The 22,784-nt window shown below is 41.5% G+C and carries 21 protein-coding genes and 1 pseudogene; 19 read left to right on the top strand and 3 right to left on the bottom strand.

Annotated features, from left to right (window positions below):
• Position 1: 1 nt before the first annotated feature.
• The 5 genes from QZT69_RS05475 to QZT69_RS05455 all read left to right on the top strand — a co-directional run bounded on the left by QZT69_RS05475 (position 2) and on the right by QZT69_RS05455 (position 3,536).
• On the top strand, positions 2 to 838 hold the full coding sequence (locus tag QZT69_RS05475) for a phytoene/squalene synthase family protein (protein ID WP_294671476.1): 837 nt from the start codon (positions 2 to 4) through the stop codon (positions 836 to 838).
• Between the two features lie 2 nt (positions 839 to 840).
• Positions 841 to 1,362: an isopentenyl-diphosphate Delta-isomerase gene (idi, locus tag QZT69_RS05470; RefSeq protein WP_294671472.1), complete on the top strand. Its 522-nt coding sequence runs from the start codon at positions 841 to 843 to the stop codon at positions 1,360 to 1,362.
• On the top strand, positions 1,359 to 1,763 hold the full coding sequence (locus QZT69_RS05465) for a 6-carboxytetrahydropterin synthase (RefSeq protein WP_294671469.1): 405 nt from the start codon (positions 1,359 to 1,361) through the stop codon (positions 1,761 to 1,763). The genes idi and QZT69_RS05465 overlap by 4 nt, the downstream gene beginning before the upstream one ends.
• 82 nt (positions 1,764 to 1,845) lie before the next feature.
• The gene (locus QZT69_RS05460; RefSeq protein ID WP_294671467.1) at positions 1,846 to 2,166 is read left to right on the top strand and encodes a hypothetical protein; all 321 of its coding nucleotides are present in this window, start codon (positions 1,846 to 1,848) and stop codon (positions 2,164 to 2,166) included.
• Between the two features lie 65 nt (positions 2,167 to 2,231).
• Entirely contained in the window at positions 2,232 to 3,536 is a 1,305-nt protein-coding gene (locus QZT69_RS05455) for a deoxyribodipyrimidine photo-lyase (protein ID WP_294671464.1), read from the top strand.
• 104 nt (positions 3,537 to 3,640) lie between these two features.
• Here the strand turns inward: QZT69_RS05455 and QZT69_RS05450 are convergent, their stop codons facing one another.
• Entirely contained in the window at positions 3,641 to 4,273 is a 633-nt protein-coding gene (locus QZT69_RS05450) for a carboxypeptidase-like regulatory domain-containing protein (RefSeq protein WP_294671460.1), read from the bottom strand.
• Positions 4,274 to 4,439: 166 nt separating this feature from the next.
• Here QZT69_RS05450 and guaB point away from each other — a divergent pair, with 166 nt between their 5' ends.
• The 4 genes from guaB (at position 4,440) to QZT69_RS05430 (ending at position 10,532) form a co-directional block, all read left to right on the top strand.
• Positions 4,440 to 5,912 (top strand): IMP dehydrogenase, encoded by a 1,473-nt coding sequence (gene guaB / locus QZT69_RS05445; RefSeq protein ID WP_294671457.1) that lies wholly within the window; start codon positions 4,440 to 4,442, stop codon positions 5,910 to 5,912.
• A 164-nt stretch (positions 5,913 to 6,076) separates the two neighbouring features.
• Entirely contained in the window at positions 6,077 to 8,032 is a 1,956-nt protein-coding gene (locus tag QZT69_RS05440; RefSeq protein ID WP_294671454.1) for a peptidylprolyl isomerase, read from the top strand.
• A 140-nt stretch (positions 8,033 to 8,172) separates the two neighbouring features.
• Positions 8,173 to 9,552, top strand: a complete 1,380-nt coding sequence (locus QZT69_RS05435) for a peptidylprolyl isomerase (RefSeq protein WP_294671451.1) — start codon at positions 8,173 to 8,175, stop codon at positions 9,550 to 9,552.
• Positions 9,553 to 9,569: 17 nt separating this feature from the next.
• On the top strand, positions 9,570 to 10,532 hold the full coding sequence (locus QZT69_RS05430; protein WP_294671448.1) for an AAA family ATPase: 963 nt from the start codon (positions 9,570 to 9,572) through the stop codon (positions 10,530 to 10,532).
• A 79-nt stretch (positions 10,533 to 10,611) separates the two neighbouring features.
• Here the strand turns inward: QZT69_RS05430 and QZT69_RS05425 are convergent, their stop codons facing one another.
• On the bottom strand, positions 10,612 to 11,463 hold the full coding sequence (locus QZT69_RS05425; protein WP_294671445.1) for a hypothetical protein: 852 nt from the start codon (positions 11,461 to 11,463) through the stop codon (positions 10,612 to 10,614).
• Between the two features lie 241 nt (positions 11,464 to 11,704).
• On the opposite strand from QZT69_RS05425, the gene QZT69_RS05420 reads away from it, so the two are divergent.
• The 10 genes from QZT69_RS05420 to QZT69_RS05375 all read left to right on the top strand — a co-directional run bounded on the left by QZT69_RS05420 (position 11,705) and on the right by QZT69_RS05375 (position 21,391).
• Positions 11,705 to 12,580 (top strand): transglutaminase-like domain-containing protein, encoded by an 876-nt coding sequence (locus QZT69_RS05420; protein WP_294671442.1) that lies wholly within the window; start codon positions 11,705 to 11,707, stop codon positions 12,578 to 12,580.
• A gap of 8 nt (positions 12,581 to 12,588) precedes the next feature.
• Complete coding sequence (locus QZT69_RS05415) at positions 12,589 to 13,263, top strand: hypothetical protein (protein WP_294671439.1); 675 nt, start codon at positions 12,589 to 12,591, stop codon at positions 13,261 to 13,263.
• 121 nt (positions 13,264 to 13,384) lie between these two features.
• Positions 13,385 to 15,457 (top strand): prolyl oligopeptidase family serine peptidase, encoded by a 2,073-nt coding sequence (locus QZT69_RS05410; RefSeq protein WP_294671437.1) that lies wholly within the window; start codon positions 13,385 to 13,387, stop codon positions 15,455 to 15,457.
• Between the two features lie 54 nt (positions 15,458 to 15,511).
• Entirely contained in the window at positions 15,512 to 15,958 is a 447-nt protein-coding gene (locus tag QZT69_RS05405) for an AAA family ATPase (protein WP_294671433.1), read from the top strand.
• A complete protein-coding gene (locus QZT69_RS05400; RefSeq protein ID WP_294671430.1) occupies positions 15,948 to 16,736 on the top strand; it encodes a tRNA(His) guanylyltransferase Thg1 family protein in 789 nt (262 codons plus the stop codon). Before QZT69_RS05405 ends, QZT69_RS05400 begins: the two co-directional genes overlap by 11 nt.
• A gap of 106 nt (positions 16,737 to 16,842) precedes the next feature.
• On the top strand, positions 16,843 to 18,060 hold the full coding sequence (locus QZT69_RS05395; protein WP_294671427.1) for a peroxiredoxin: 1,218 nt from the start codon (positions 16,843 to 16,845) through the stop codon (positions 18,058 to 18,060).
• A 108-nt stretch (positions 18,061 to 18,168) separates the two neighbouring features.
• Complete coding sequence (locus QZT69_RS05390; protein WP_294671424.1) at positions 18,169 to 18,567, top strand: hypothetical protein; 399 nt, start codon at positions 18,169 to 18,171, stop codon at positions 18,565 to 18,567.
• An 88-nt stretch (positions 18,568 to 18,655) separates the two neighbouring features.
• On the top strand, positions 18,656 to 19,438 hold the full coding sequence (locus QZT69_RS05385) for an AraC family transcriptional regulator (RefSeq protein ID WP_294671423.1): 783 nt from the start codon (positions 18,656 to 18,658) through the stop codon (positions 19,436 to 19,438).
• Positions 19,439 to 19,474: 36 nt separating this feature from the next.
• Positions 19,475 to 20,935, top strand: a complete 1,461-nt coding sequence (locus tag QZT69_RS05380; protein WP_294671421.1) for a S41 family peptidase — start codon at positions 19,475 to 19,477, stop codon at positions 20,933 to 20,935.
• 135 nt (positions 20,936 to 21,070) lie between these two features.
• Complete coding sequence (locus QZT69_RS05375; protein ID WP_294671419.1) at positions 21,071 to 21,391, top strand: hypothetical protein; 321 nt, start codon at positions 21,071 to 21,073, stop codon at positions 21,389 to 21,391.
• A 51-nt stretch (positions 21,392 to 21,442) separates the two neighbouring features.
• On the opposite strand, the pseudogene QZT69_RS05370 reads toward QZT69_RS05375, so the two are convergent.
• A pseudogene (locus tag QZT69_RS05370) lies at positions 21,443 to 22,784 on the bottom strand (DNA polymerase III subunit alpha); the annotation flags it as partial.

Below are 22,784 nucleotides of genomic sequence, written 5' to 3'. Positions count from 1 at the left end.
TATGAAACAACTATTCGATACCCTTTCCCTGGAAATGAGTGCTCTGACTACTAAACGATACAGCACTTCCTTCTCTATTGGTGTTCACTTTTTAAGTAAAGACCTGCAAGCTCCCATACATGCCATTTACGGATTTGTGCGCTTTGCAGATGAAATTGTCGACACTTTTCACGATTACGAAAAACAGGAATTGCTAAAAGAATTCAAAGACGAAACCTACAAGGCCATCGATCGCGGCATTTCCCTGAACCCGATCCTAAACAGTTTTCAATGGGCTGTAAACAAATACCAGATTGATCCGGAGCTCATTGAAACGTTTCTGCAGTCCATGGAAATGGACCTGCAGACGATACAATACGAGCAAAAAGTCTATGAGCAATACATCCTGGGTTCTGCAGAAGTTGTCGGACTAATGTGCCTGAAAGTGTTTGTTCGCGGAAACGAAGAAAGCTATTTGAAATTGAAAGATTCTGCCATGAAACTGGGGGCTGCTTTCCAAAAAATCAATTTTCTGCGCGACCTGAATGCAGATTACTTTCAATTGGGCCGGACTTATTTCCCGGAAATGAATTTCGATTTGTTTGACCGTGCCATGAAACAGAAAATTGAGCAGGAAATCGCACTCGATTTCAAAGCCGGGTATGAGGGAATCAAGAAACTTCCGAAGGACGCACGATTCGGTGTTTACATGGCTTATCGTTACTACGTCAAATTATTCCATAAGATCCAGAAAACCGACGCTCAAATTATTTTAGGGGAGCGCATCCGGATTCCGGACAATAAAAAGTACCGTTTGCTATTTACTTCTTATCTTCGCCATAACTTGAATTTGTTGTAGTATTGGAAACAGTTTTATTAGTGAATGAACAGGATGAAGTGATCGGTTCCATGGAAAAATTGGAAGCCCATCAAAAAGGATTACTGCATCGTGCATTTTCTGTCTTTATTCATAAAAACGGAAAGGTTCTCCTGCAGCAACGCAGTCTGAACAAGTATCACTCCAGCGGATTATGGACGAACACCTGTTGTTCACACCCCGGACCTGACGAAACACTCTCCAATGCAGGAAGTCGGCGCTTGAAAGAAGAAATGGGGATTGACTGCCCGGTAAAAGCATCTTTCCATTTCATTTATAAAGTACAATTAGATAGTGGTTTAATTGAAAACGAGTTGGACCATGTTCTTTTCGGAACTTACGATGGTGAAATCTATCCGAATCCGGACGAAGTAATGGATTACAAATGGATGCCCTGGAATGAATTGACCAGCGATATCACTCTTCATCCGGAAAGGTATACAGCCTGGCTTCAAATCCTTATAGCAGATCACAAACAAAAAATTGAAGAAATACTATTCTCATGAAAATCTTTCGCGTCGAACAATTCAATGCAGCACATCGTCTGTTCAATCCGAAATGGGATGATGAGACCAACAACCGCGTTTTCGGAAAATGCAATAACCCTAATTTCCACGGACACAACTACAAACTGGAGGTTGAACTGGATGGTCCGATCAATCCGGAAACCGGATATGTCATGGACATGAAACATCTTTCTGATATTATGAAATTGGAAATCCTGGAACGTTTTGATCATCGAAACCTCAATTTAGATTGTCCGGAATTCAAGGATCTGATCCCTTCTGCAGAAAATATTGCATGGGTTTGCTGGAATATTCTGCGCGAGAAACTGCCTTCTGAGCTGAAATTAAAAGTCCGACTTTGGGAGACACCCAGAAATGGAGTTGAATACGATGGAAACTAAACTTTTAATGATGACTAAAAATTCAGAATCAATATCAAAAGCTTAGCTTTTTCTTCTAATTTTACAGAACATATCAATCAATATGAGAGCTCTTTCAGCAATAGGTTTTGTAATCAGCGTCATCGGTCTGCTTTTGGTTTGCTACAATCAATTTGCTATTATTCCTTTTTTGACTGACCTGAACAGCAATGCAGCTATCAAAGACAATGAGTTTACTCAATCCCTGCGGTTCAATTATGAGAATCAGTTGTTTTTCCTGAGTATGCTCAGCATCATTGTCGGTGTTTTTTCAGTATTGTTTTGCTCTATTGTTTACCTGAAGAAACGCACGCGAATGACTTTAATCGGAACCATTTTAGGCGTTTTTGTAGCTGTAATGGGAATTATACATTCGTGGTATTAATATTCATTTGATCGTAGGGTGGCGATTAATCGCTACCCTACTACAACAATAAAACAGGTCCGTTCATGGGAAATTTGACATTTTTCTGGCACCGAAGAGATTTGAGAATCCACGATAACGCCGGACTTTTCAAAGCTTTAAAACAAGGAGAAAATGTTCAGCCAATATTCATTTTCGATACTGAGATCTTAAATTTACTTCCTAATCACGACCAGCGGGTTCTATTTATTTACCGCTTCATTGAAGAACTAAACGCCGCATATCAAAAATTAGGATCTTCTCTCTGGGTATTTCACGGAAATCCGGAACAGGTTATTCCGGAGCTGGTCAAAAAACATGCTGTCCGGAAAGTTTTCTGCAACCGCGATTATGAACCAAATGCCATTAAACGGGATAAATTCGTCCACGAAGCACTTCAAAAACTAAACTGCACATTTTCAGGATCAAAAGACCAGGTTATTTTTGAAAAAGATGAGGTCGTAAAACCCGACGGAAATCCTTACCACGTCTTCACACCATACATGAAGCGCTGGAAAGAAAAACTGAACGACTTTTACCTGAGCTCTTACCCGGTAGAGAAATACGCTTACAACCTTAGCAATAACGCCGAAATATCCTTTCCATCATTGGAAGAATTAGGATTCAGCGACAAACAAACCCAAGACTTTCCGGCTTCAAAAATTCCGGAGAACATCCTGAGGAACTATCATGATACTCGCGACATCCCATCCATTGAAGGCACTTCCCGTTTGAGTGTCCATTTACGCTTCGGGACCATTTCGATCCGTGAACTTGCGAAAAAAGCAATGGAAACCAATGAAAAATACTTCAACGAATTGATCTGGCGGGATTTCTACCAAATGATCCTGTATTGGTATCCCAAAAGCGTGGATCATGCATTCAAAGCGGAATATGACCGGATCACCTGGGAATTTGATGAAAAGCAGTTCCGTGCCTGGTGTGAAGGGAAAACAGGTTATCCGCTGGTCGACGCCGGAATGCGCGAACTGAATGAGACCGGTCATATGCATAATCGCATTCGGATGGTTGTTGCAAGTTTTTTATGCAAACATTTATTGCACGACTGGCGACTGGGCGAGCGTTATTTCGCAGAGAAACTATTGGATTTTGATTTGGCTAGCAATGTCGGAGGATGGCAGTGGGCTGCCGGTTCAGGTGTTGATGCAGCTCCCTACTTCCGGATTTTTAATCCGACCAGCCAGCAGGAAAAATTCGATCCGAAGTTCGAATACATCAAAAAATGGGTCACTGAATTTGGAACCGCAGATTACCCGAAACCAATCGTAGAGCATAAATGGGCACGAGAAAGGGTTTTAGACCGCTACAAAAAAGCTTTGAACACGAAATAAAGGACATTTTTACCGCAAAGAGCGCTGGGAGCAAAGTTCATTGGTTTAATCTTTGCGTCCTTCCATTCTTTGCGGTGAACCCTAAAAAGGATCTATTGGTGAATTTATTGCCGTCTTAGCTCACCCGATCTCCATTTCTGCAGAAAGGTAGCCCATGCAAACGGGTTAAGCAAGTTGTTTACCGGAGATTGCCCCATGGTGTATAAACGCGTATTGTTCTGATTCACCACATTTCCGAAAGAAAGAGAAGCATCATTCGGAACCAGTGAAGCAATTTGTGCCAGCGATTGTCCTGACAATTCTTTTTGAGCTCTCAACATCGCGTCGTCGTAAGGATTCATCTCCACAAAAGCCTGGGCAAATGCTTCTTTGGAAGGCCATGGATAAATAACAACTTCACTCAATTGAATCGTATCAACAGTCATCATGTGAATAATGGAATATCTGTTCTCACTTAAAGTATCCGGAACGATATAAGAAGACGGTTTATGCCCGTAATAGCGGAACATAATCGTATCACTCGGATGAACTACCAGGGAGAAAAAGCCGTAAATATCGGCAATCGTTCCTCTGCGGGTTGTTTTATTATAAACGCCGGCATAAGGCATTTCCTGCAGACTGTCTGATGAAACGACCACACCTGACAATTGAATTAAACGCTCATCCTTCTGAGAATTTGCGTTCAGCGAAATGGCAATTACCATCCCGATAAGTCCGTATTTCAACCAATTATTCATACAGCAAGAATACGGAATTTTCGATAATCATCGAAAGCTTTCACTCCGTTTAACATTAATTATAAGCTGAAAGTCGAAAAGTTAACAGAAAGTTTAACTAAACCGATTTGTTTGTGACCGAAAATAATTACTTTTGCGAGAATTTATTTCAAAAGTAGGTTCACACATGGCACTGTCCAATCTTAATTCAGTCAGAGAAGGTCTCACATACGACGACGTACTCTTAGTCCCGGCATTTTCACAAGTTCTACCTCGCGACGTTCAATTAAAAAGTAAAATTACCCGCAATATCGAGGTTAACACTCCTATCGTTTCCGCTGCAATGGACACGGTTACGGAAGCAAGTTTGGCAATTGCACTTGCCCAGCACGGAGGAATCGGAGTAATTCACAAAAACATGACCATTGCCGATCAGGCATTGGAAGTAAGAAAAGTCAAGCGTTCCGAAAGCGGAATGATCCTTGACCCGGTTACTTTATCGGAGCATGCCCTCGTTAATGATGCGTTGGAATTAATGGCAGAATACAAGATCGGCGGAATCCCGGTTGTTGACGGAGCACGAAAACTAAAAGGGATCATTACAAACCGTGATTTGCGTTTTGAGAAAAACCATTCACGCCCGGTTAGAGAGATCATGACTACCCAAAACCTGATCACTACCAAAGACGGCACCAGCCTGGCAACTGCCGAAGAAATATTACAGGAAAATAAAATCGAAAAACTACCGGTTGTTGATGCAAACAACACCTTAATCGGGTTGATCACTTACCGCGATATCATCAAAGTAAAAACACATCCGAACTCCTGCAAGGACCAATACGGAAGATTACGTGTTGCTGCCGCTGTTGGAGTTACTCACGATACAATCGAACGCGTTCAGGCGTTGGTTGATGCAGGTGTTGATGCTATCGTTATTGATACCGCTCACGGGCACACGGAGGGAGTAGTTGTAAAACTAAAAGAAGTAAAAGCGAAATATCCGAAACTGGATGTTATTGTAGGGAACATCGCTACTGCAGCAGCTGCCAAATACCTGGTTGAAGCCGGAGCTGATGCGGTGAAAGTAGGAATTGGTCCCGGATCCATTTGTACTACACGCGTTATTGCCGGAGTTGGAGTTCCCCAATTAACAGCGGTAAATGATGTTGCTTTGGCTTTGGAAGGAACTGGTGTTCCGGTAATTGCCGACGGAGGAATCCGCTATACCGGAGACATCGTAAAGGCAATCGCGGCCGGAGCGGACGTAGTCATGATCGGCTCCATGTTTGCAGGAGTGGAAGAATCTCCGGGTGAAACCATCATCTACGAAGGAAGAAAGTTCAAATCTTACCGCGGAATGGGATCTTTGGAAGCCATGCAGAAAGGTTCAAAAGACCGTTATTTCCAGGATGCAGAGGACGATATCAAGAAACTGGTTCCGGAAGGGATTTCAGGACGCGTTCCTTACAAAGGAAACTTATTCGAAGTGGTATACCAGATCGTTGGTGGTCTGAGAGCAGGAATGGGTTACTGCGGAGCTGGTTCTATCGATAAATTGAAAGGTGCCGAATTTGTACGCATCACCTCAGCAGGAATGCGCGAATCACACCCGCATGATGTAACTATCACGCGCGAAGCTCCGAATTACAGCTTGAAATGATCGTTAAAACAAATTAAACACAGTAGGGGCGGAAAATTTTCCGCCCCTACTGTGTTTATGAATAAACAAACCTTAATTTTTTCTTAATTCATTCGATTTTACTTTCAAAGCCGAAACAATGTGTTATTTTTGGCGTTCTTGGTTTGAATAAAGTATAACAATACATGAAAAAACAACTAATATTAGCCTTAGGAATTCTATTTTCCCTAAATACTACCGCTCAAACGGACAATGTTGTCATGGAAATTGACGGTAAAAAGGTTACCAAATCCGAATTTTTACAAATTTATTTAAAGAATAATCCAAATCCGAAATACGACAAACAGGCGTTGGATGAATACATGGAATTATTCAAGAAATTCAAGCTGAAAGTTGCAGAAGCAGAAGCGCTCGGATACGACACCATTCCTAAATTGAAAAAGGAATTGGCTGGTTACAGAAAACAATTGTCGCAACCTTATCTGATTGATTCTACAAAGAATAGCTCGCTGGTGAAACAAGCATATGAGCGCATGAAAAATGAAGTTCATGCAGCACACATCCTGGTTAAAGTCGCTGAAAATGCGTCCCCGGAAGATACACTTGCTGCATACAACCGTATCCTGGCGATCAAGAAACGCATTGAGAACGGTGAGGATTTTGCAACCGTTGCAAAAGGCAAGAATGGCTCAGACGATCCTTCTGCTGTTAGAAACGGCGGTGATTTAGGTTATTTTACGGCATTCCAGATGGTTTACCAATTTGAGGAAGCTGCATACAATACACCGATCGGAAAAATCTCCGATCCGGTACGCACCAAATTCGGTTACCACATTTTGAAAGTCATCGACATGCGACCGGCAAGAGGTACGATGAAAGCGGCGCACATCATGGTTGCGACCGGAAAAGATGCAAGTGCGGAAGACATCGAATCGGCTCATAAAAAAGTGGATGAAATCTACGCTAAACTTCAGGCAGGTGAATCCTTCGAAAAATTGGCAAGTGAATTCTCAGACGATTCACAAACAGCTGAAAAAGGAGGCGAACTGCCGTTGTTCGGAACAGGAACCACTACACGCATGGTACCGGAATTCGAAGAAGCTGCATTCCAGCTAAAAGCAAACGGTGATGTTTCACAACCGGTTCAAACAGCCTTCGGATACCACATCATTAAGCGTCTGGACTTAACTCCATTGCGCAGTTTCGAAGAATTGAAAAAAGAAATCCAGGGGAAAGTCAATAAAGACGAACGTTCTGTTGTAACACAGCAGTCATTCATCGAGAAATTGAAGAAGACCTATGCTTTCAAGGACAGTTACAGCAAAACCAGCAAATGGTTCGTACAAAACATCGACACCAATTACTACAAAGGAACCTGGAATGCGGATAAGCTGAAGACAAATACAGCCATGTTCACTTTGGACAAAAAAGCGTTTACACAAAAAGAGTTCGCTTCATACCTTCAAAAGAATTTCAGAACTTACAGAAACATGGATGCACATGCATTGGTTAAAAAACAATATGCAGCCTGGCAGAACAGCGAGATCCTTGCTTATGAAGAAAGCAAATTAGACAGCAAGTACCCGGATTTCAAAGCTTTGATGCAGGAATACCACGACGGTATCTTATTGTATGAGATCATGTCAGATAAAGTTTGGAATAAAGCCATCAAAGACACTTCAGGATTGAAAACATTCTTCGAAGGCCACAATGCAAACTACACCTGGGGAAAAAGATATAACGCTTATATCTACGAATGTTCTACTGAAGACATCTCTAAGAAGGTAGCTGTAATGCTGAAAAATGACACCATCTCTTCACGCACGGTTATCAATACAATCAATAAAGATTCCGAGTTAAATCTGCGTGTGAGAACCGGAAAATTCGAAGTGGAATCTACCCCTTACCTAAAAGGACATGACCTGAAAAAAGGAGTGAATCCGGCGTATGTGTTTGATGGTAAGTACTACATTGTTAAAGTAGACGAAATCCTGGAACCAACTCAAAAAACAATGGCTGAAGCAAAGGGAGCTGCAACTTCGGATTACCAGACTTACCTGGAAAAGGAATGGCTGACTGAAATTGCCAAAAAGCATCCGATTGTCATACATGAACAGGTCCTTTATAGTTTAGGAAAATAATCAAAAGAAAGCCGGCGATGCCGGTTTTTCTTTTTGGAAAAAACAGTTAATTCTTAAAATAATGTAATTTGCTTTGCGTTATTGATTGAATCTCAAAAAAGAACACGAAATTAGCAACTCATTTGCTTGACAAAAACAACATGAAATACAGCATATTCCTTAGTTTATTCTTCACATTGGCATTCACCGAATCCTTTGCCCAACCGAAAATCATTGATAAAGTAGTTGCTCAGGTGGGTGATAACATTGTGCTTCATTCTGAAATTGAGGGACAAAAACAATCCATGAAGCAGAATGGAGTGACGGACCAGGACATTGACGAATGTGCCATTCTGGAACAAATGCTCTATAATTTCCTTTTGGTCAACCAGGCAGAACTGGATTCTATTCAGATTAGCGACGAACAGGTTGATGCAGAAATGGAAAACAAACTTCGCCTGATTGAAAGTCAAATGAAGAATGTGAAAGATGAAAAAGGAAATCCCATTACTATCGAATCATTTTACGGAAAGACAAAACTTCAGATCAAAGAAGAATTCCGGGCTACGATCAAAAAACGTATGCAGGGACAGGAAGTAGAGCGGGGAATTACTGCCACCATTGATGTTTCCCCAATGGAAGTCGAAACCTTTTTCAATTCCATTCCAAAAGACAGTCTGCCTTATATCAATTCGCAGCTTTCTTTCCAGCAAATCGCTATTTTCCCGGCCATTACAAAAAATGATAAGGAAATTGCTTACAAACAAATCTCTGACATCCGGAAACAAGTTGCATCCGGGAAAACAAGCTTTTGTTCAGCCGCAGCTTTTTATTCGGAAGATCCCGGAAGTGCCAAAGCCTGCGGACGCATTGAGGCTACTCGCGGAGCAATGGTAAAACCGTTTGAAGCCACAGCATACAGCTTAAAAGTGGGTGAGATCAGTGAAGTATTCGAAACAGAATTCGGTTACCACTTCATGCAGTTGATCGAAAGAAAGGGAGACGATTACATTGTTAACCACATCCTGATCGCTCCGAAATTCAGCCTGGACAACCTGGACGCTTCCAGCAAGCGAATGGAAAAGTGTTATAGTGAACTCAAAGAAAATAAAGTAACCTGGGAGGATGCTGTGAAAATCTATTCCAACGATGCAAACACCAAAGAAAACAACGGTTACATTACAAACCCGATAACCGGAGAAATCAAATGGAGCGTGGAACAAGTGAACCAGGTAGATCCCATGATGTTCCAGTTAACAGACGGGTTGGAATTGAACCAGGTCACTGCACCGCTTTTATATTACGACTTCAACGAACGCAAAGAAGCGATCCGTATTGTACGTGTAGCTGAGCGCACGATGCCGCATGTCGGTAATTTGAAGGATGACTACAACCTTTTCCGCATGATGGCTTTGGAACAAAAGAAACAACAGGCAATCGCCAAATGGACGAAAACCAAAATTTCAACTGCATATATCCGCATTGATGATTCTTTCAAAAATTGCACTTTTGAAAATCAGTGGGTTCCTAAAGCACCTTAAAGAAAAACTATAAAACTATGTCAGACGTCGCTGCTATTGAACAACTGGTAAAAGACTACAAAGCACTTAAAAACGAAATTCACCAGGTAATTGTTGGCCAGGAAGAAGTAGTTGATCAGGTATTGATCTCTATTTTCTCCCGCGGGCACTGTTTGCTTGTCGGTGTTCCCGGCTTGGCAAAAACACTTTTGGTCAACACCATTGCCGATACACTCGGACTATCTTTCAACAGAGTTCAGTTTACTCCCGATCTAATGCCTTCGGATATTATTGGTTCTGAAATCCTGGACGAAAGCCGCCAGTTCAAATTCATTAAAGGGCCATTGTTCAACAATATCATTTTGGCCGATGAGATCAACCGTACGCCTCCAAAAACGCAATCAGCATTGTTGGAAGCTATGCAGGAACGAAGAGTAACTGCTGCCGGAACAACCTACACGCTTCCGCACCCATTCTTTGTATTGGCAACACAAAACCCGATTGAACAGGAAGGAACTTATCCCCTGCCTGAAGCTCAATTGGACCGTTTTATGTTCAACATCTGGGTAGACTATCCGACATTTGTAGAAGAACTCGCGATTGTAAAAAGCACGACTTCAGACACGAAAATCCAATTGAAACAGATCGTTTCCGGCGAAAAAATTGCCGAATACCAGGAATTGATCCGACGTATTCCGGTTCCTGATAATGTATTGGAATATGCCGTAAAACTGGTTGCAAAGACGCGAAAGGACAATCCTATGGCGCCGCAATTGACCAAAGACTTTATTTCCTGGGGAGCAGGTCCGAGAGCATCACAATACTTAATCGTTGGAGCAAAATGCCACGCAGCGTTACACGGACGTTTTTCTCCTGATATCGATGATGTGAAAGCAGTAGCTCTGCCGATCCTGAGACATCGTATCGTTCGAAACTACCGGGCAGAAGCCGAAGGTTTCTCCAATGACCGATTGATTACAGAATTGATGAAGAGCCAGTAATTCAATATTAAATAAAAACGTAGGGGCGTCTCGGTTAAACCGAGACGCCCCTACGTTTTTTATATGAATACCGGATGTATTAATACGTAATCGTATACGTATGTCCGTTGATCTCGATCGTGAACGTTCCGTCGCAAGTTCCGGATCCGTAATCAATCTTGCGCATTGATTTTCCGGTTGGAGTAATTTCAAGAGTTCCTTTTGTGATGTAAGGACATCCTACCTTCACATGCAATGGGCTTGTAATATTCGCCACATATCCGTCTCCGTTCACCACTTGTGCGGTAGCTGTTCCGGTAACATCCCATTCGTCATCGTAAATCCACAAATGTGTCGTATATCCGTTTGTAAATGTTCTGACCTGAGATGAAACATAGGTTGCGATCTCACCGGTAGCCAAAGTCACCACACCATTGATGCTGACATTGAAATAAGGCTGTCCCTGTCCGTTTGCCCCCATATTCTCAACAGTCATCAATCCTTCTACTTTGTGGTTGTTTACATAGTAATTAACCGGAGTATATCGGATAATTGTTCCCTGGTTGTAATAAGGTCCGTTGTAAGAAATGATCAACTTACCACGGCGTTGTTTTTGGTCATTACAAGTACAATTGGTGTTTCCCCAATCGATCGTAATGGTATCTTGTGAACCGATGGTATCAATAGTAATGATCACATTACAATTTGCTTTTTCGGACTCAGTAACTGTGTGTTTGTCCTGGTAACGGATAATCGGCTTGTCGATCCCGTAAACGAAGTCCCCGCCCTCGTAAGCCTGATCTGACATACTTGCCATTTCAGCAAAAGCATTTTCTACGATTGCGTTGGTTTTTGGGGCATTACTTTCATCGTATTCCCATTTTGTTTTCTTACAAGATACAACTTGTGCAAGTGCCGCTAAAGAAAGGCTGAAAATTAATAGACGTTTCATTGTGCTGTAGTTTTAGTGATGCGAATATCGTTGATAACAAATAACATACCAAACGTTTTGGGGTTAAATGAGTAAATATCACTTTTAATCGATTATTTGACAAAAAGTTACACCTATTCGAATTCTTTTCTGAGCAAAACCAAGCTGTTTACATCGTTTTAATTCGTTGTTCACATTCCAGTATTAATAGTTTCAACGAAAGAATTCAAAATCCGAATTCAGCTTCCTATATCTTTGTTACATGAAAGATCTCAAATCTTTACAAGCCCTAATTGCACTCATGGATGATCCGGATGAGCAAGTTTATGCGCATGTAAGAGATCGCTTACTGGAGATAGGACCGGATGCAGTGCAGTTGTTGGAATCTTCCTGGGAAGAAAAAGATTACGGATTGCTTTTCCAGTCGCGTATTGAGACCCTGATCCACGAAATCCAATTCGAAGAATGCAAACGCCAGCTGGTTTCCTGGTACCATAGTTCTACCAAAGATTTACTGAAAGGTGCCATCATTGTGGCAAAATACCAATATCCCGGTTTAGACGAGAAGCATATTTACGAGTTCATTGAACGTGTCCGCAGGGATTGCTGGCTGGAACTGAACCCGAACATGACCGCTTTCGAATCAATCCGTATTATCAATAAAGTCCTTTTCGGGCAATACGGTTTCTCCGGAAATTCCAAGAATTACAACTCACCGCTGAATTCTTTCCTGAATACGGTGATTGAGACTAAGAAAGGAAATCCGCTGAGCCTGAGTATTCTTTACAGTATTATTGCCCAGGAATTAAAACTTCCTATTTACGGAGTAAACCTTCCCAACCATTTCGTGCTGGCTTATATGGACAACAATGGAGTGAACCAGTTTATCTCGAACGGAAATGAATACGGGGTTTTGTTCTACATCAACGCATTTTCCAAAGGAAGCATGCTTCAAAAAGACGACATTGTTCAGTTCTTGTCGAGCATACAGGTTGCCCCGCAGGCGAGTCACTTTCAACCCTGCTCCAATTCGGACATTATCCGCCGCATGCTGACCAACCTGGTCTCTTCTTTCCAGCAGGTAGGAAACCTGGAAAAGGTGAATGAGCTGATAGAATTGCGGAGTTTGCTGGACTAACTTAAACCATGGCTTTCGGAGAAAAAACAACTGAAAAAGAATGGCTTAATATTGGCAAGCAAATTTTCAGGAAAGAAAAGTGGAAACGATCTGCCTGGGCAAACTTTCAACAAAAAGGAGACCTTCTATTTTCTTTTTCGTGTATGAAGGTGAACAAAAAAAATGAGGTTGTTATCTATCTGGAATTTAAACCTGCCGATATAGACCTGTTATTCTGGGAAATTGTCAGTTTACCTGAAAATAAACAACAACCGATGAGTTTCCGGATTATCGGAGCATGGGTCTTAAAAGGGTGTCCTATTGCTAATTGGATAGAGGTTATTGATCCGAATAAACCTGAATTGGCATTTGAATCCGTTCTTCAAAAAGTAAATCAACACATAGCCAAATTGGAACATATTACTGATTTGCAAACATTTATAAACCATCTTGAATTACAAGCTGAACAAACATCAATTATGCCTCTTTTGGTGACTTGTTTAATTCGAATCGACCAACTTGATAAAGCGATGAAATTGGCTGAAACGGAAATAAGCAAAAAAAACTCTGGAGGATTTTCGGTGAGTAATACAACTTACTACCAACTGGCCCGAGACGAAATTTTAAAGCGGCAAAGACTAGTGAAAAACAGTAGTAAAACAAGTGTTTTTTCAAAGCTATTTTTCGGAAAGTCAAGAAAATGAAGTCTTAGAAATCTGGTTTTTCTTTCCCGCACTATTATTTACTTCTATTTATCCGTATATTGTATCCGCTTACAATTAACAGCTTTACCACGATTCATAAACCACATCTAAAAACAGTACCATGACAAAATATCCTCTTATTCTCATGACAATCCTCGGAATCACTCCAACAATCCAGGCACAGGAAGACAAATACCTTTGGCTGGAAGAAGTGGAAAGCGAAAAAGCACTCGAATTCGTAGCGGCTCAGAACAAAGCCACCCTTGACCGTTTAAGCAAGGAGAAAGACTACCAGTTCATCTACGACAAAAGTCTGGAGATTTCCAATTCTTCCGAAAAGATTGTTTACCCGGGAATTCGCGGAAAGTATGTTTACAATTTTTGGAAAGACAAAGACCACGAGCGTGGAATCTGGAGAAGATGCCTTTTGACGGACTACACCACTGGAAAAATGAACTGGGACATTCTCCTGGATTTTGACGAATTGTCCAAAAAAGACAACATCAAATGGGTTTACAAAGGCGTTTCTGCCCTGCATGGTTCCGACAATCGATTCCTCGTTCAGCTTTCCAATGGTGGCGGCGACGCGGTATTTATCAAAGAATTTGACGCCGGAAAAAAACAATTTATCGCTGACGGATTCCAAATCGATGAGGCAAAAGGGGAAGCCAGTTACATTGACGAAAATACTTTGTGCGTTTCAACCGATTTCGGCGAAGGAACCATGACCACTTCAGGCTACCCGAACCAGGTGAAGATCTGGAAACGCGGTACATTATTGAAAGACGCCAGGTTGATCTATGAAGGCCAGCAGTCGGATGTTGGTACCTGGGGTGGAACTCTGAGAGACGGCGATAAAATCTATACCTTCATTTCACAGGCTCCCACCTTCTTTACTTCCAAAAAGCTCATCTGGATCAATAACAAAATTGTTACGCTTGATATTCCTGAAGACTGCGGGATCAATGGTTTACTGAACGATCAGTTGATCATCCAACTGAAATCCGATTGGACAGTCAATTCCAAAACCTATCAAAACGGCGCACTTTTAAGTGTAAACTTCACCAAACTTTTAACGGGAATAAAGGAAGTTCAGTTAATCATTCAACCGGATGAATTTTCAAGCATTTCAGAAGTCTCAACGACAAAAAACAAAGTACTGATTAACCTGTTGACCAACGTAACCAGCCAGTTGTACATTTACTCCTTCGACAATGGAAAATGGAGCAGTGAAAAAGTAAAAGCTCCGGAATTCGGAACGATTGCAATCCTGTCAACTGCCGAGCTTTCAGACCAGTATTTCTTTGAGTACGAAAACTTCATTACTCCGACTACTTTGTATATTGCTGATGCCGGAAACAATACATTTAAGTCCAGCCAGTCACTTCCCTCCTATTTTGATGCGGGCAAATACGAAGTCAAGCAGTTTAAGGCAAAATCAAAAGACGGAACGATGGTGCCCTACTTCGTGGTGGCTTCAAAAGATCTTAAAACCGATGGAACGAATCCCACGCTGGTCCTTGCTTACGGTGGTTTTGAAGTTTCCTATCAGCCTTTTTACATGTCCACTTACGGGAATTCCTGGTTGGACAAAGGCGGTGTTTTCGTCATTGCTAACATTCGCGGAGGCGGCGAGTTCGGTCCGAAATGGCACCAGGACGGGATCAAGGAAAAGCGCCAGAATGTGTTTGACGATTTATTTGCTGTTTCGGAAGATTTGATTGCTAAAAAAATCACTTCTCCGAAACACCTGGGCATTACCGGTGGAAGTAACGGCGGTTTACTGGTCGGAGTAGCGTTTACGCAGCGCCCGGACCTTTACAACGCGGTTGTTTGCCAGGTTCCGCTTTTGGACATGCAGCGTTTCAACAAATTATTGGCCGGAGCCAGCTGGATGGGTGAATATGGAAATCCGGACATTCCGGAAGAATGGGCATACATTCAGAAATATTCTCCTTACCAAAACCTGAAACCGGGAATGAATTACCCGGAAGTTTTCTTCACGACCTCTACCCGCGACGACCGTGTTCACCCTGGGCATGCCCGAAAAATGGCCGCTAAAATGAATGAATTGGGGTACAAAACCTATTACTACGAAAACACCGAAGGCGGACACGCAGGCTCATCGACCAATGAACAAAGCGCCAAATCCAATGCCCTGGTATTTTCTTATTTGTTGATGAAGTTGAGGTAATTGAAAATGGAGAATTGACAATTGAAAAGAGCTTACTGACTAACCTTATCAGGCATGGAAATGATCTTATTTTGCGGGATTCAGGCGACTGGAAAGACGACTTTTTTTAAGGAATATTTCTTTAAAACCCACATGCGTATTTCTATGGATCAGCTCAATACAAGAAATAAAGAGCAAAAGTTCATTGAAACATGTCTTTCAATCCAGCAGCCATTCGTGGTAGATAATACAAATCCGACGAAAGAAGACCGTGAAAGGTATATTTCAATTGCTAAAAGCAATAGGTTTAAAGTGGTAGGTTATTATTTTCAATCAAAATTAGGCGAATCAATCAGTCGGAATAATCAAAGAACGGGTAAAGAAAACATTCCTGAAGTCGGAATCAAAGGAACATTCAGTAAATTGGAAATTCCAGGTTTCGAAGAGGGATTCGACGAACTTTACTATGTAAAAATTGAAAACAATGCATTTAAAATAAATCACTGGGAAAATGAAATTTGACGATTTGGATCTTAAAATGCGGGTTTACGAGACCTCGCAAGATAGGTGTATTCTACCCGGAATGTATATCGTCGCAAGAATTGACGGAAGAAGTTTCACAAAGCTTACCAAAGAAATGCATCCGTTCGAAACTCCTTTTGACGAACGATTTCGAGACCTCATGGTAGAAACCGTAAAGCATCTGATGAAATGCGGTTTCAATGTCATTTATGGTTTTACTGAAAGCGATGAAATATCCTTATTATTCCATTACAATGAATATGCTTTCTCCCGTAAGACCAGAAAGTACATTTCCATTTTAGCAGGCGAAGCCAGTGCTAAGTTTTCATCATTGCTTGGTGATGTCGGTGCATTTGATTGCAGACTTTCAGAGCTTCCTAACAAACAACTTGTAGAAGATTATTTTAGATGGAGAAATGAGGATGCGCATAGAAATGCGTTAAATGCACACTGTTATTGGCGCTTAAGGAAGGATAATTTTTCCCAAAATGAGGCAACAAAAAAAATTGAAGGTTTGAGTATTGCCGAAAAAAATGAGCTTTTATTTCAGTATGGTATTAATTTTAATGAACTCCCAAACTGGCAAAAAAGAGGAATCGGGATTTACTGGAAAAATGTTAAGAAAGCCGGCTACAATCCAAAGACACAAGAAAATGTTTCTGTTGATCGTCGAGAATTATTTGTAGATTATGAACTCCCTATGCGTGAGAAATATAATGAATTCATTGCTGAACTAATCGATTATAACGAGAAAACACATGATTTCAAATTGAAATAGGACTCGCCCCCCTTTTCAATCTCTCCATCCAATACAAAAGTCAAAAAAATCATCCTTTCCATTTTTCAATATCAATTTTCAATAATTTTGAAATCAAAATAAAACCATGACACTGAGAATAAATACCCTATTCCTGCTTAGCTTTCTGGTATTTCCTTTCTTTTGCTTATCTCAAGCTGAGACAGGTATGAAAGCACCCGAATTAACTCTTGAGGAAAACTACAATTGTGGAGATAAATCCCTAAAATTGGAATCTCTAAAAGGAAAAGTGATCGTATTGGATTTCTGGGCAACCTGGTGTTCTCCCTGCGTAGCCGCATTCCCGGAGAATAATGCACTCTATGCAAAATACAAGGACAAAGACGTGGTTTTCATTGCCATTACAGACGATCCGAAAGAAAAGCTGGAGAACTTCCTGAAAAAAGTGAAAATCGATTTCTGTGTCGGAAGGGATGATGATCAACAGGATTTTAAAAATTATAATGTCACAGGTCGTCCGGCTATGTTCGTCATAAACCGGGACGGCACGATTGTTTCCCGCAGCAATCATTTAACGGAAGAAACCCTTTTGGAAGTAATCAATACCAATGGAGTAGCTCCGGAACAAAAAAGCACATACCACGAAGTGATTTCAAATGGCGGATTTCGTGGAGGGGAAGACCCGGTATTTAATGGAATGAAGATGATGACCGGAAAAGACAAGTCCTGCAGTCCTGAATTAATCGATCAGTTCATTATCCGGCCTTCATTAGAAAACAACTCAAGCGGTGCTTCTGCTTATCGCATGAAAGAGAACCATGTGGGTATCACCTATTCTTGCGGATCACTGGAAGATCTATTCGTCTTTTTGCATGAACTTCCATCCACCGTTTGGATTGAAAACAAGGTCCCGGAGAGTTGTCGCTATGATCTTGTTTACTGGAGAAAAAACGATAGTTTTGAAAAAGCAATTGCCGAAATCGAAGAAGGATTACTAAGTGGTTTATCCATCACTTTCGATTCCATTTCGAGTAAGAAAAATGTGAATACTTTATCACTAAGCAAAGCCAGTGAATACATTCGAAGTCCGGAGCAATTGGAAGAAGGAACGGAGAAAGCATATACTTCCATTAACGATTTTACAAGCCGGCTGGAAGAATTGACGAAGCAATACTACATCATAGATCCTTCTATGAAAGACATGCTTGTCTACAACCAGGGAATGGAATGGAAACGATTGCACGAGGCTAATCCGACCGAAATCCATGATTTTTTAAAAAACAAAGGAATAAGTATTAAAACCGAAAGCCGCATGATAACAAGTTATGTTATCAATAGAAAATAAACTGCTAGTTTCTTAAATAATCCAAAATATTAACATTCTCTTACAATTCCAACGCAGTAAAAAGGGACGATAATCAGTAACTTAAAGAATTCACCAATATGAAATGTTATGATGACCTGGAGACAATTGCGAAATTATTTGAAAGGGAAAGTAGTTCTTGTTGGATTGACTTTTATTGACCAGGAAGGAAAGGTAATAGAGCGGTACCAGACACACGGTACGATTGCCAAATTAACCATAGACGGATTTTTCAAGATCATCCGGGAAGACAACAGTATTTTCCGTATTCCTTACCTGAAGGAAACCATCAAAAAAGCCAAAGAAGGAAAGTACCGGGAGGTATCCACCGGAGAAACGATAGAAAACCCGGATTTTATCATGACCTGGAAAGTGAAAACCAGTGATCACACCGATTTGGAAGAAATCAAAAGACATGGTTACATGCCTGTTTTTGATTACGATCATGCGAATCGAAACTACCAGGCAGGGAAAGATGATGAAGGATAAGTGGTAACCTGAAGGCTTAGAGAAGCGTGGTATTATTTGTATATTCGATGTCTTGCACACCGTAAACGCATGAAAAACAAAGAAAGTCATGACAAATGAGATTGATTTTATTTCTGTCAGGAATCAAAGCCAGGATTTCCCAAAGCATTTCCATGAAACCTTTTGCATTTCACTTATCAGCAATGGCATTGAAAAAATAGAATTGGACGACCAATTTTTATACAGTGAATCCGGCTGTATATCCATCACCAATCCGTACGAGGTGCATGCCAATCCGCTGATTGATCCGGACAGCAGGCTCAGCTTTGATACAATCTATGTATCCCCGGAATTAATGGCACATGCGCTTAGCGGAACAGAAATCGGGTTCCGGAACAGGCAGATCCGCGATGTAAAAATCAATGGGACCTTCACGCAGCTGCTGGCAGAAATGAAACAAAACAAGCCTTCAGGTTCCGAATTGCTCCTAAAGGAATTCATCTCACAACTGTCACTCTATGCTCAAGCAACAAAGGAGGAAACAGCTTTCCATTCGGATTACCTGACCGAACTGACGACCTACATTGAGCAAAACCTGGAAGACAAACTTTACCTCGATGAACTGGCCCGCATTGTCCATCTGAATAAATACGGGTTTGCCAAAAAATTCAAATCACTGACCGGCATGTCACCCATGAGTTATGTGCTGATGAAAAAAGTGTTTGCCGCAAAAGCCAAAATCCATGCCGATTGCGACCTCACAGACCTGGCCTATGCCTACAATTTTACGGATATCTCCCATTTTTCCCACAGTTTTAAGAAGTATGTCGGTATTTCACCCAAAGCATACCGGGATCAATTGAACAGGCAATTGCCAAGATTATACAAGTAATTGAGGATTGCCCGGTCTATCTTTGGAAAAAAATCCATGAACAAGCTGTTTTCCGTTCTGTCAATCCTCCTTCTGATACTCGAGTGTTCTGCCCAGCAAAACCAATCCTTCAGCAAACGGCAACTATTGAAAGATTTTGACCTTTTCCGGCGCATTTATGAAAAAGCAAATGCCGGGTTATACAAATACCATTCAAAACGGGAAACAGACAGCATATTCTCCACAAGCAGAAAATCCATTCAAAAGCACACTTCTTACCGCGAATTTTACAACATTATTTGGAAGGTCATTGATTTTACCGGAAGCTGCCACAATGAACTGTATTTTCCGGACTCCCTGAAAAAAGAACTCCGCAGGCAAAAAATATTCTTTCCGCTGCCTTTGAAATACCTGGATAACAACTTGTACTCCAACCTCGATTATGACAACATTCCTCTCGGAAGTGAGATACTTTCCGTAAACGGGGTTCCTGCTAAAGACTTCGCGAAGGAAGTTGCAAAGTACACCAGCACGGACGGACACAATCTTACCGGAAAATATGCTTTCCTTGAGACAGGTTCGCTCCCATTCTATGTTTATCTGGCTTACGGAACATGCGATTCTTTTGCCGTCAGCTACAAGGATCAATCGGGAATCAGGCAAAAAAACCTGAAGCCCCATGATTACAAAAAATGCCTGGAAAACTATCGAAAACGGTTCATTCCCACATACGACAAAAGTCAGGGCCCGGATTACTCTTTTCAATACCCGGACAGTTCCGAAACCGGTTTACTGACGGTGAATACTTTTGCGCTGGGCGGACCGAAAAGTGAAGGTCATAAACACTATGCAGCTTTTCTAGACTCAGTATTCAATGATCTGAAAAGCCGGAACATTCAAAACCTCATCGTTGATATCCGGGAAAATGGGGGCGGGAACGATCCGAATGATCTGTTACTGTATTCTTACCTGACCGGGCGAAATTTCAGGGAAAACCGTTCCGCTTTCACGCTTTTTCAATCCGTTCCTTTTAAGAAATACTATGTTGAAGAAGAAACCGATGAGATCAAAGACCTGGAAGAAACACTTCTGGAAGAACATTCGATTCAAAAAGACGGAAAGTTCTATCAAAACGAAACATTCAATGCGTTCTGGACTCCCAAACCCAACGCTTTTACCGGGAAAGTTTACCTGTTGATCAGTCCGTTCGTAGCTTCCGCAGGTTCATTATTTGCCAGCATGGTGAAAAGCGATGAAGGAACGGTCGTTATCGGACAGGAAGCTTTGGGGGGATATTACGGACACACCGGGCACATCTCCGTTACCTACCAACTTCCGAATACGGAACTTCAATTGTCCTTTTCAATTGTAGACCTCGAACAGGATGTACAAAAACTGCCTGATCAAAGCTATGGAGATGGTGTCAAACCGGATTTCACAGTGGAACAAACCATTGAAGAATACCTGCAAAGCAGCGATCGGGTTTTGGAATTTGCCTTGAAACAGATCAGTCGTTAATTCGTATCAAAACCGACCTCCAACTGCATTTCTTTCATTTCTGAGAGCATTTTAGCCGATGGATTGAGAATAGTGACCAATTTCTCTTTTGGAAAAACAAAACCAAATAATTAATTTAGAAGAAATAAGAAAAAAATGGCTCAAATTGATGCAATACGCAATGGAATTATTGACAAGCTATTAGCAATCTCTGATAAAGACTATCTAATGGCTTTAATGCATTTAGTTGACAACAGCGATCTGCAAAATGAGAAAATCAAATTGACCAAGGAGCAAAAACTCATGCTTGAAATGAGTGAAACTGATATTCAAAACGGTCGGTTGATTTCTCAAAGCGATTTGGACAAATCGGATCTTGAATGGCTAAAGAAAAATAGTCTCCATACCGAGCCGAAGCTTCCCACCCCTCTCAATCTCCCCTCAAGGGGAGAAGCGTGTGATCCTCTTTCAAAATGAATAAACCGATACAAAACTTTTCAATTATCCATTTTTCAATTGTCAATTGAATCAATTCGTATCAAAACCAACTTCCAGCTGCATTTCTTTCATTTCCGAGAGCATTTTAGCCGATGGATTGATCCGAAGCCGTTTGGAAGGCATACTCACCGTCAGATTGTCCAAATGATCTACCACGGTGAATTTTACCGAGCAGTTTCCTTCTTCGCTTTCTTTGAACATCGTTTCCAGCTTATTGAGCATCATTTGGTCCAGTAATTTGATCGGAACGGTAATATTAATCGTTGCTGATTTATTTCCCATCATATCCTGCAGCTGCTCAATGGAATTGATACTGAACTCGATCGGTTTCATTTTCGTGATCTTGTCAGGATACGGCCCTTCCTGCACTCTTCCCTTGATCGCTACGAACAAATCTTTTGTCAACAGGTGTTTAAACTTCAAATAAGTATCCCCGAAAATGTATTGTTTGTGCGAATTGGTATAATCTTCAATGAGAATCAACCCGAACGGTTTTCCGGTTTTCGTGGTTAAATGCTGTGCATCCGTAATAATAGCCGGAATGGTGAAATCACGCCCCAAATGATTCTTCACATTTGAAAGCAGTTCCACATTTCCGTTACAGAATGCTTCAATCTCCACCCGGAAATCATCCAGCGGGTGACCCGAAATAAAAATCCCCACCACTTCCCTTTCGCGGTTCAGCTTATACAGCAAACTCCATTCTTCCGAATTCGGGATTGTTGGTTCGGGCATTTTCACGTCGGTGGATTCCCCGAACATGGAAACCTGCGCCGAATTTTCATTATCCTGTAAGCTGTTCCCGTATTTCAACGCATTTTCAATGAAGGTCTTTCCGGAACCGTCCAATGCAAAATACTGCGCTCTGTGAGCACCTTTGAAGGAATCGAAACAACCGGCATAAGCCATGCTTTCCAATGCTTTTTTGTTTACCAAACGCAGGTTCAGGCGCTTGGTCATGTCGAAGATCGAGGTAAAAAATCCATTCTGGCGTTCTTCGATAATATTCTCAACAGGTCCGCTTCCCAAACCTTTGATACCTCCCAATCCGAAACGCACTGCTCCGGCCTGGTTTACAGTAAATTCATAGGAAGATTCGTTCACATCCGGTCCCAATACTTCAATTCCCATCCGGCGGCATTCTTCCATGAAGAAACTCACCTGCGTAATGTCGTTCAGGTTATTGGAGAGTACCGCAGCCATAAATTCGGCCGGGTAATTTGCTTTCAGGTAAGCCGTCTGGTATGCAATCCAGGCGTAACACGTGGAGTGCGATTTGTTGAAGGCATAGGATGCAAATGCTTCCCAGTCTTTCCAGATTTTCTCCAGTACAACCGGGTCGTGTCCGCGTTCCTGTCCCTGTGCCACGAAC

Source organism: uncultured Fluviicola sp., assembly GCF_902168135.1.
In the GTDB taxonomy this organism is placed as follows: Bacteria; Bacteroidota; Bacteroidia; order Flavobacteriales_D; family Crocinitomicaceae; genus Fluviicola.
Note: the sequence above shows the minus strand (reverse complement) of the source record. Positions and strands in the feature narration are given on the sequence as shown.

Excerpts from the sequence above, each read along its gene's own strand:
- QZT69_RS05475 (WP_294671476.1), top strand. The coding sequence starts at position 2 with ATGAAACAACTATTCGATACCCTTTCCCTGGAAATGAGTGCTCTGACT.
- QZT69_RS05465 (WP_294671469.1), top strand. The coding sequence starts at position 1,359 with ATGAAAATCTTTCGCGTCGAACAATTCAATGCAGCACATCGTCTGTTC.
- QZT69_RS05460 (WP_294671467.1), top strand. The coding sequence starts at position 1,846 with ATGAGAGCTCTTTCAGCAATAGGTTTTGTAATCAGCGTCATCGGTCTG.
- QZT69_RS05455 (WP_294671464.1), top strand. The coding sequence starts at position 2,232 with ATGGGAAATTTGACATTTTTCTGGCACCGAAGAGATTTGAGAATCCAC.
- QZT69_RS05450 (WP_294671460.1), bottom strand. The coding sequence starts at position 4,273 with ATGAATAATTGGTTGAAATACGGACTTATCGGGATGGTAATTGCCATT.
- guaB (WP_294671457.1), top strand. The coding sequence starts at position 4,440 with ATGGCACTGTCCAATCTTAATTCAGTCAGAGAAGGTCTCACATACGAC.
- QZT69_RS05440 (WP_294671454.1), top strand. The coding sequence starts at position 6,077 with ATGAAAAAACAACTAATATTAGCCTTAGGAATTCTATTTTCCCTAAAT.
- QZT69_RS05435 (WP_294671451.1), top strand. The coding sequence starts at position 8,173 with ATGAAATACAGCATATTCCTTAGTTTATTCTTCACATTGGCATTCACC.
- QZT69_RS05430 (WP_294671448.1), top strand. The coding sequence starts at position 9,570 with ATGTCAGACGTCGCTGCTATTGAACAACTGGTAAAAGACTACAAAGCA.
- QZT69_RS05425 (WP_294671445.1), bottom strand. The coding sequence starts at position 11,463 with ATGAAACGTCTATTAATTTTCAGCCTTTCTTTAGCGGCACTTGCACAA.
- QZT69_RS05420 (WP_294671442.1), top strand. The coding sequence starts at position 11,705 with ATGAAAGATCTCAAATCTTTACAAGCCCTAATTGCACTCATGGATGAT.
- QZT69_RS05415 (WP_294671439.1), top strand. The coding sequence starts at position 12,589 with ATGGCTTTCGGAGAAAAAACAACTGAAAAAGAATGGCTTAATATTGGC.
- QZT69_RS05410 (WP_294671437.1), top strand. The coding sequence starts at position 13,385 with ATGACAAAATATCCTCTTATTCTCATGACAATCCTCGGAATCACTCCA.
- QZT69_RS05405 (WP_294671433.1), top strand. The coding sequence starts at position 15,512 with ATGGAAATGATCTTATTTTGCGGGATTCAGGCGACTGGAAAGACGACT.
- QZT69_RS05400 (WP_294671430.1), top strand. The coding sequence starts at position 15,948 with ATGAAATTTGACGATTTGGATCTTAAAATGCGGGTTTACGAGACCTCG.
- QZT69_RS05395 (WP_294671427.1), top strand. The coding sequence starts at position 16,843 with ATGACACTGAGAATAAATACCCTATTCCTGCTTAGCTTTCTGGTATTT.
- QZT69_RS05390 (WP_294671424.1), top strand. The coding sequence starts at position 18,169 with ATGATGACCTGGAGACAATTGCGAAATTATTTGAAAGGGAAAGTAGTT.
- QZT69_RS05385 (WP_294671423.1), top strand. The coding sequence starts at position 18,656 with ATGACAAATGAGATTGATTTTATTTCTGTCAGGAATCAAAGCCAGGAT.
- QZT69_RS05380 (WP_294671421.1), top strand. The coding sequence starts at position 19,475 with ATGAACAAGCTGTTTTCCGTTCTGTCAATCCTCCTTCTGATACTCGAG.
- QZT69_RS05375 (WP_294671419.1), top strand. The coding sequence starts at position 21,071 with ATGGCTCAAATTGATGCAATACGCAATGGAATTATTGACAAGCTATTA.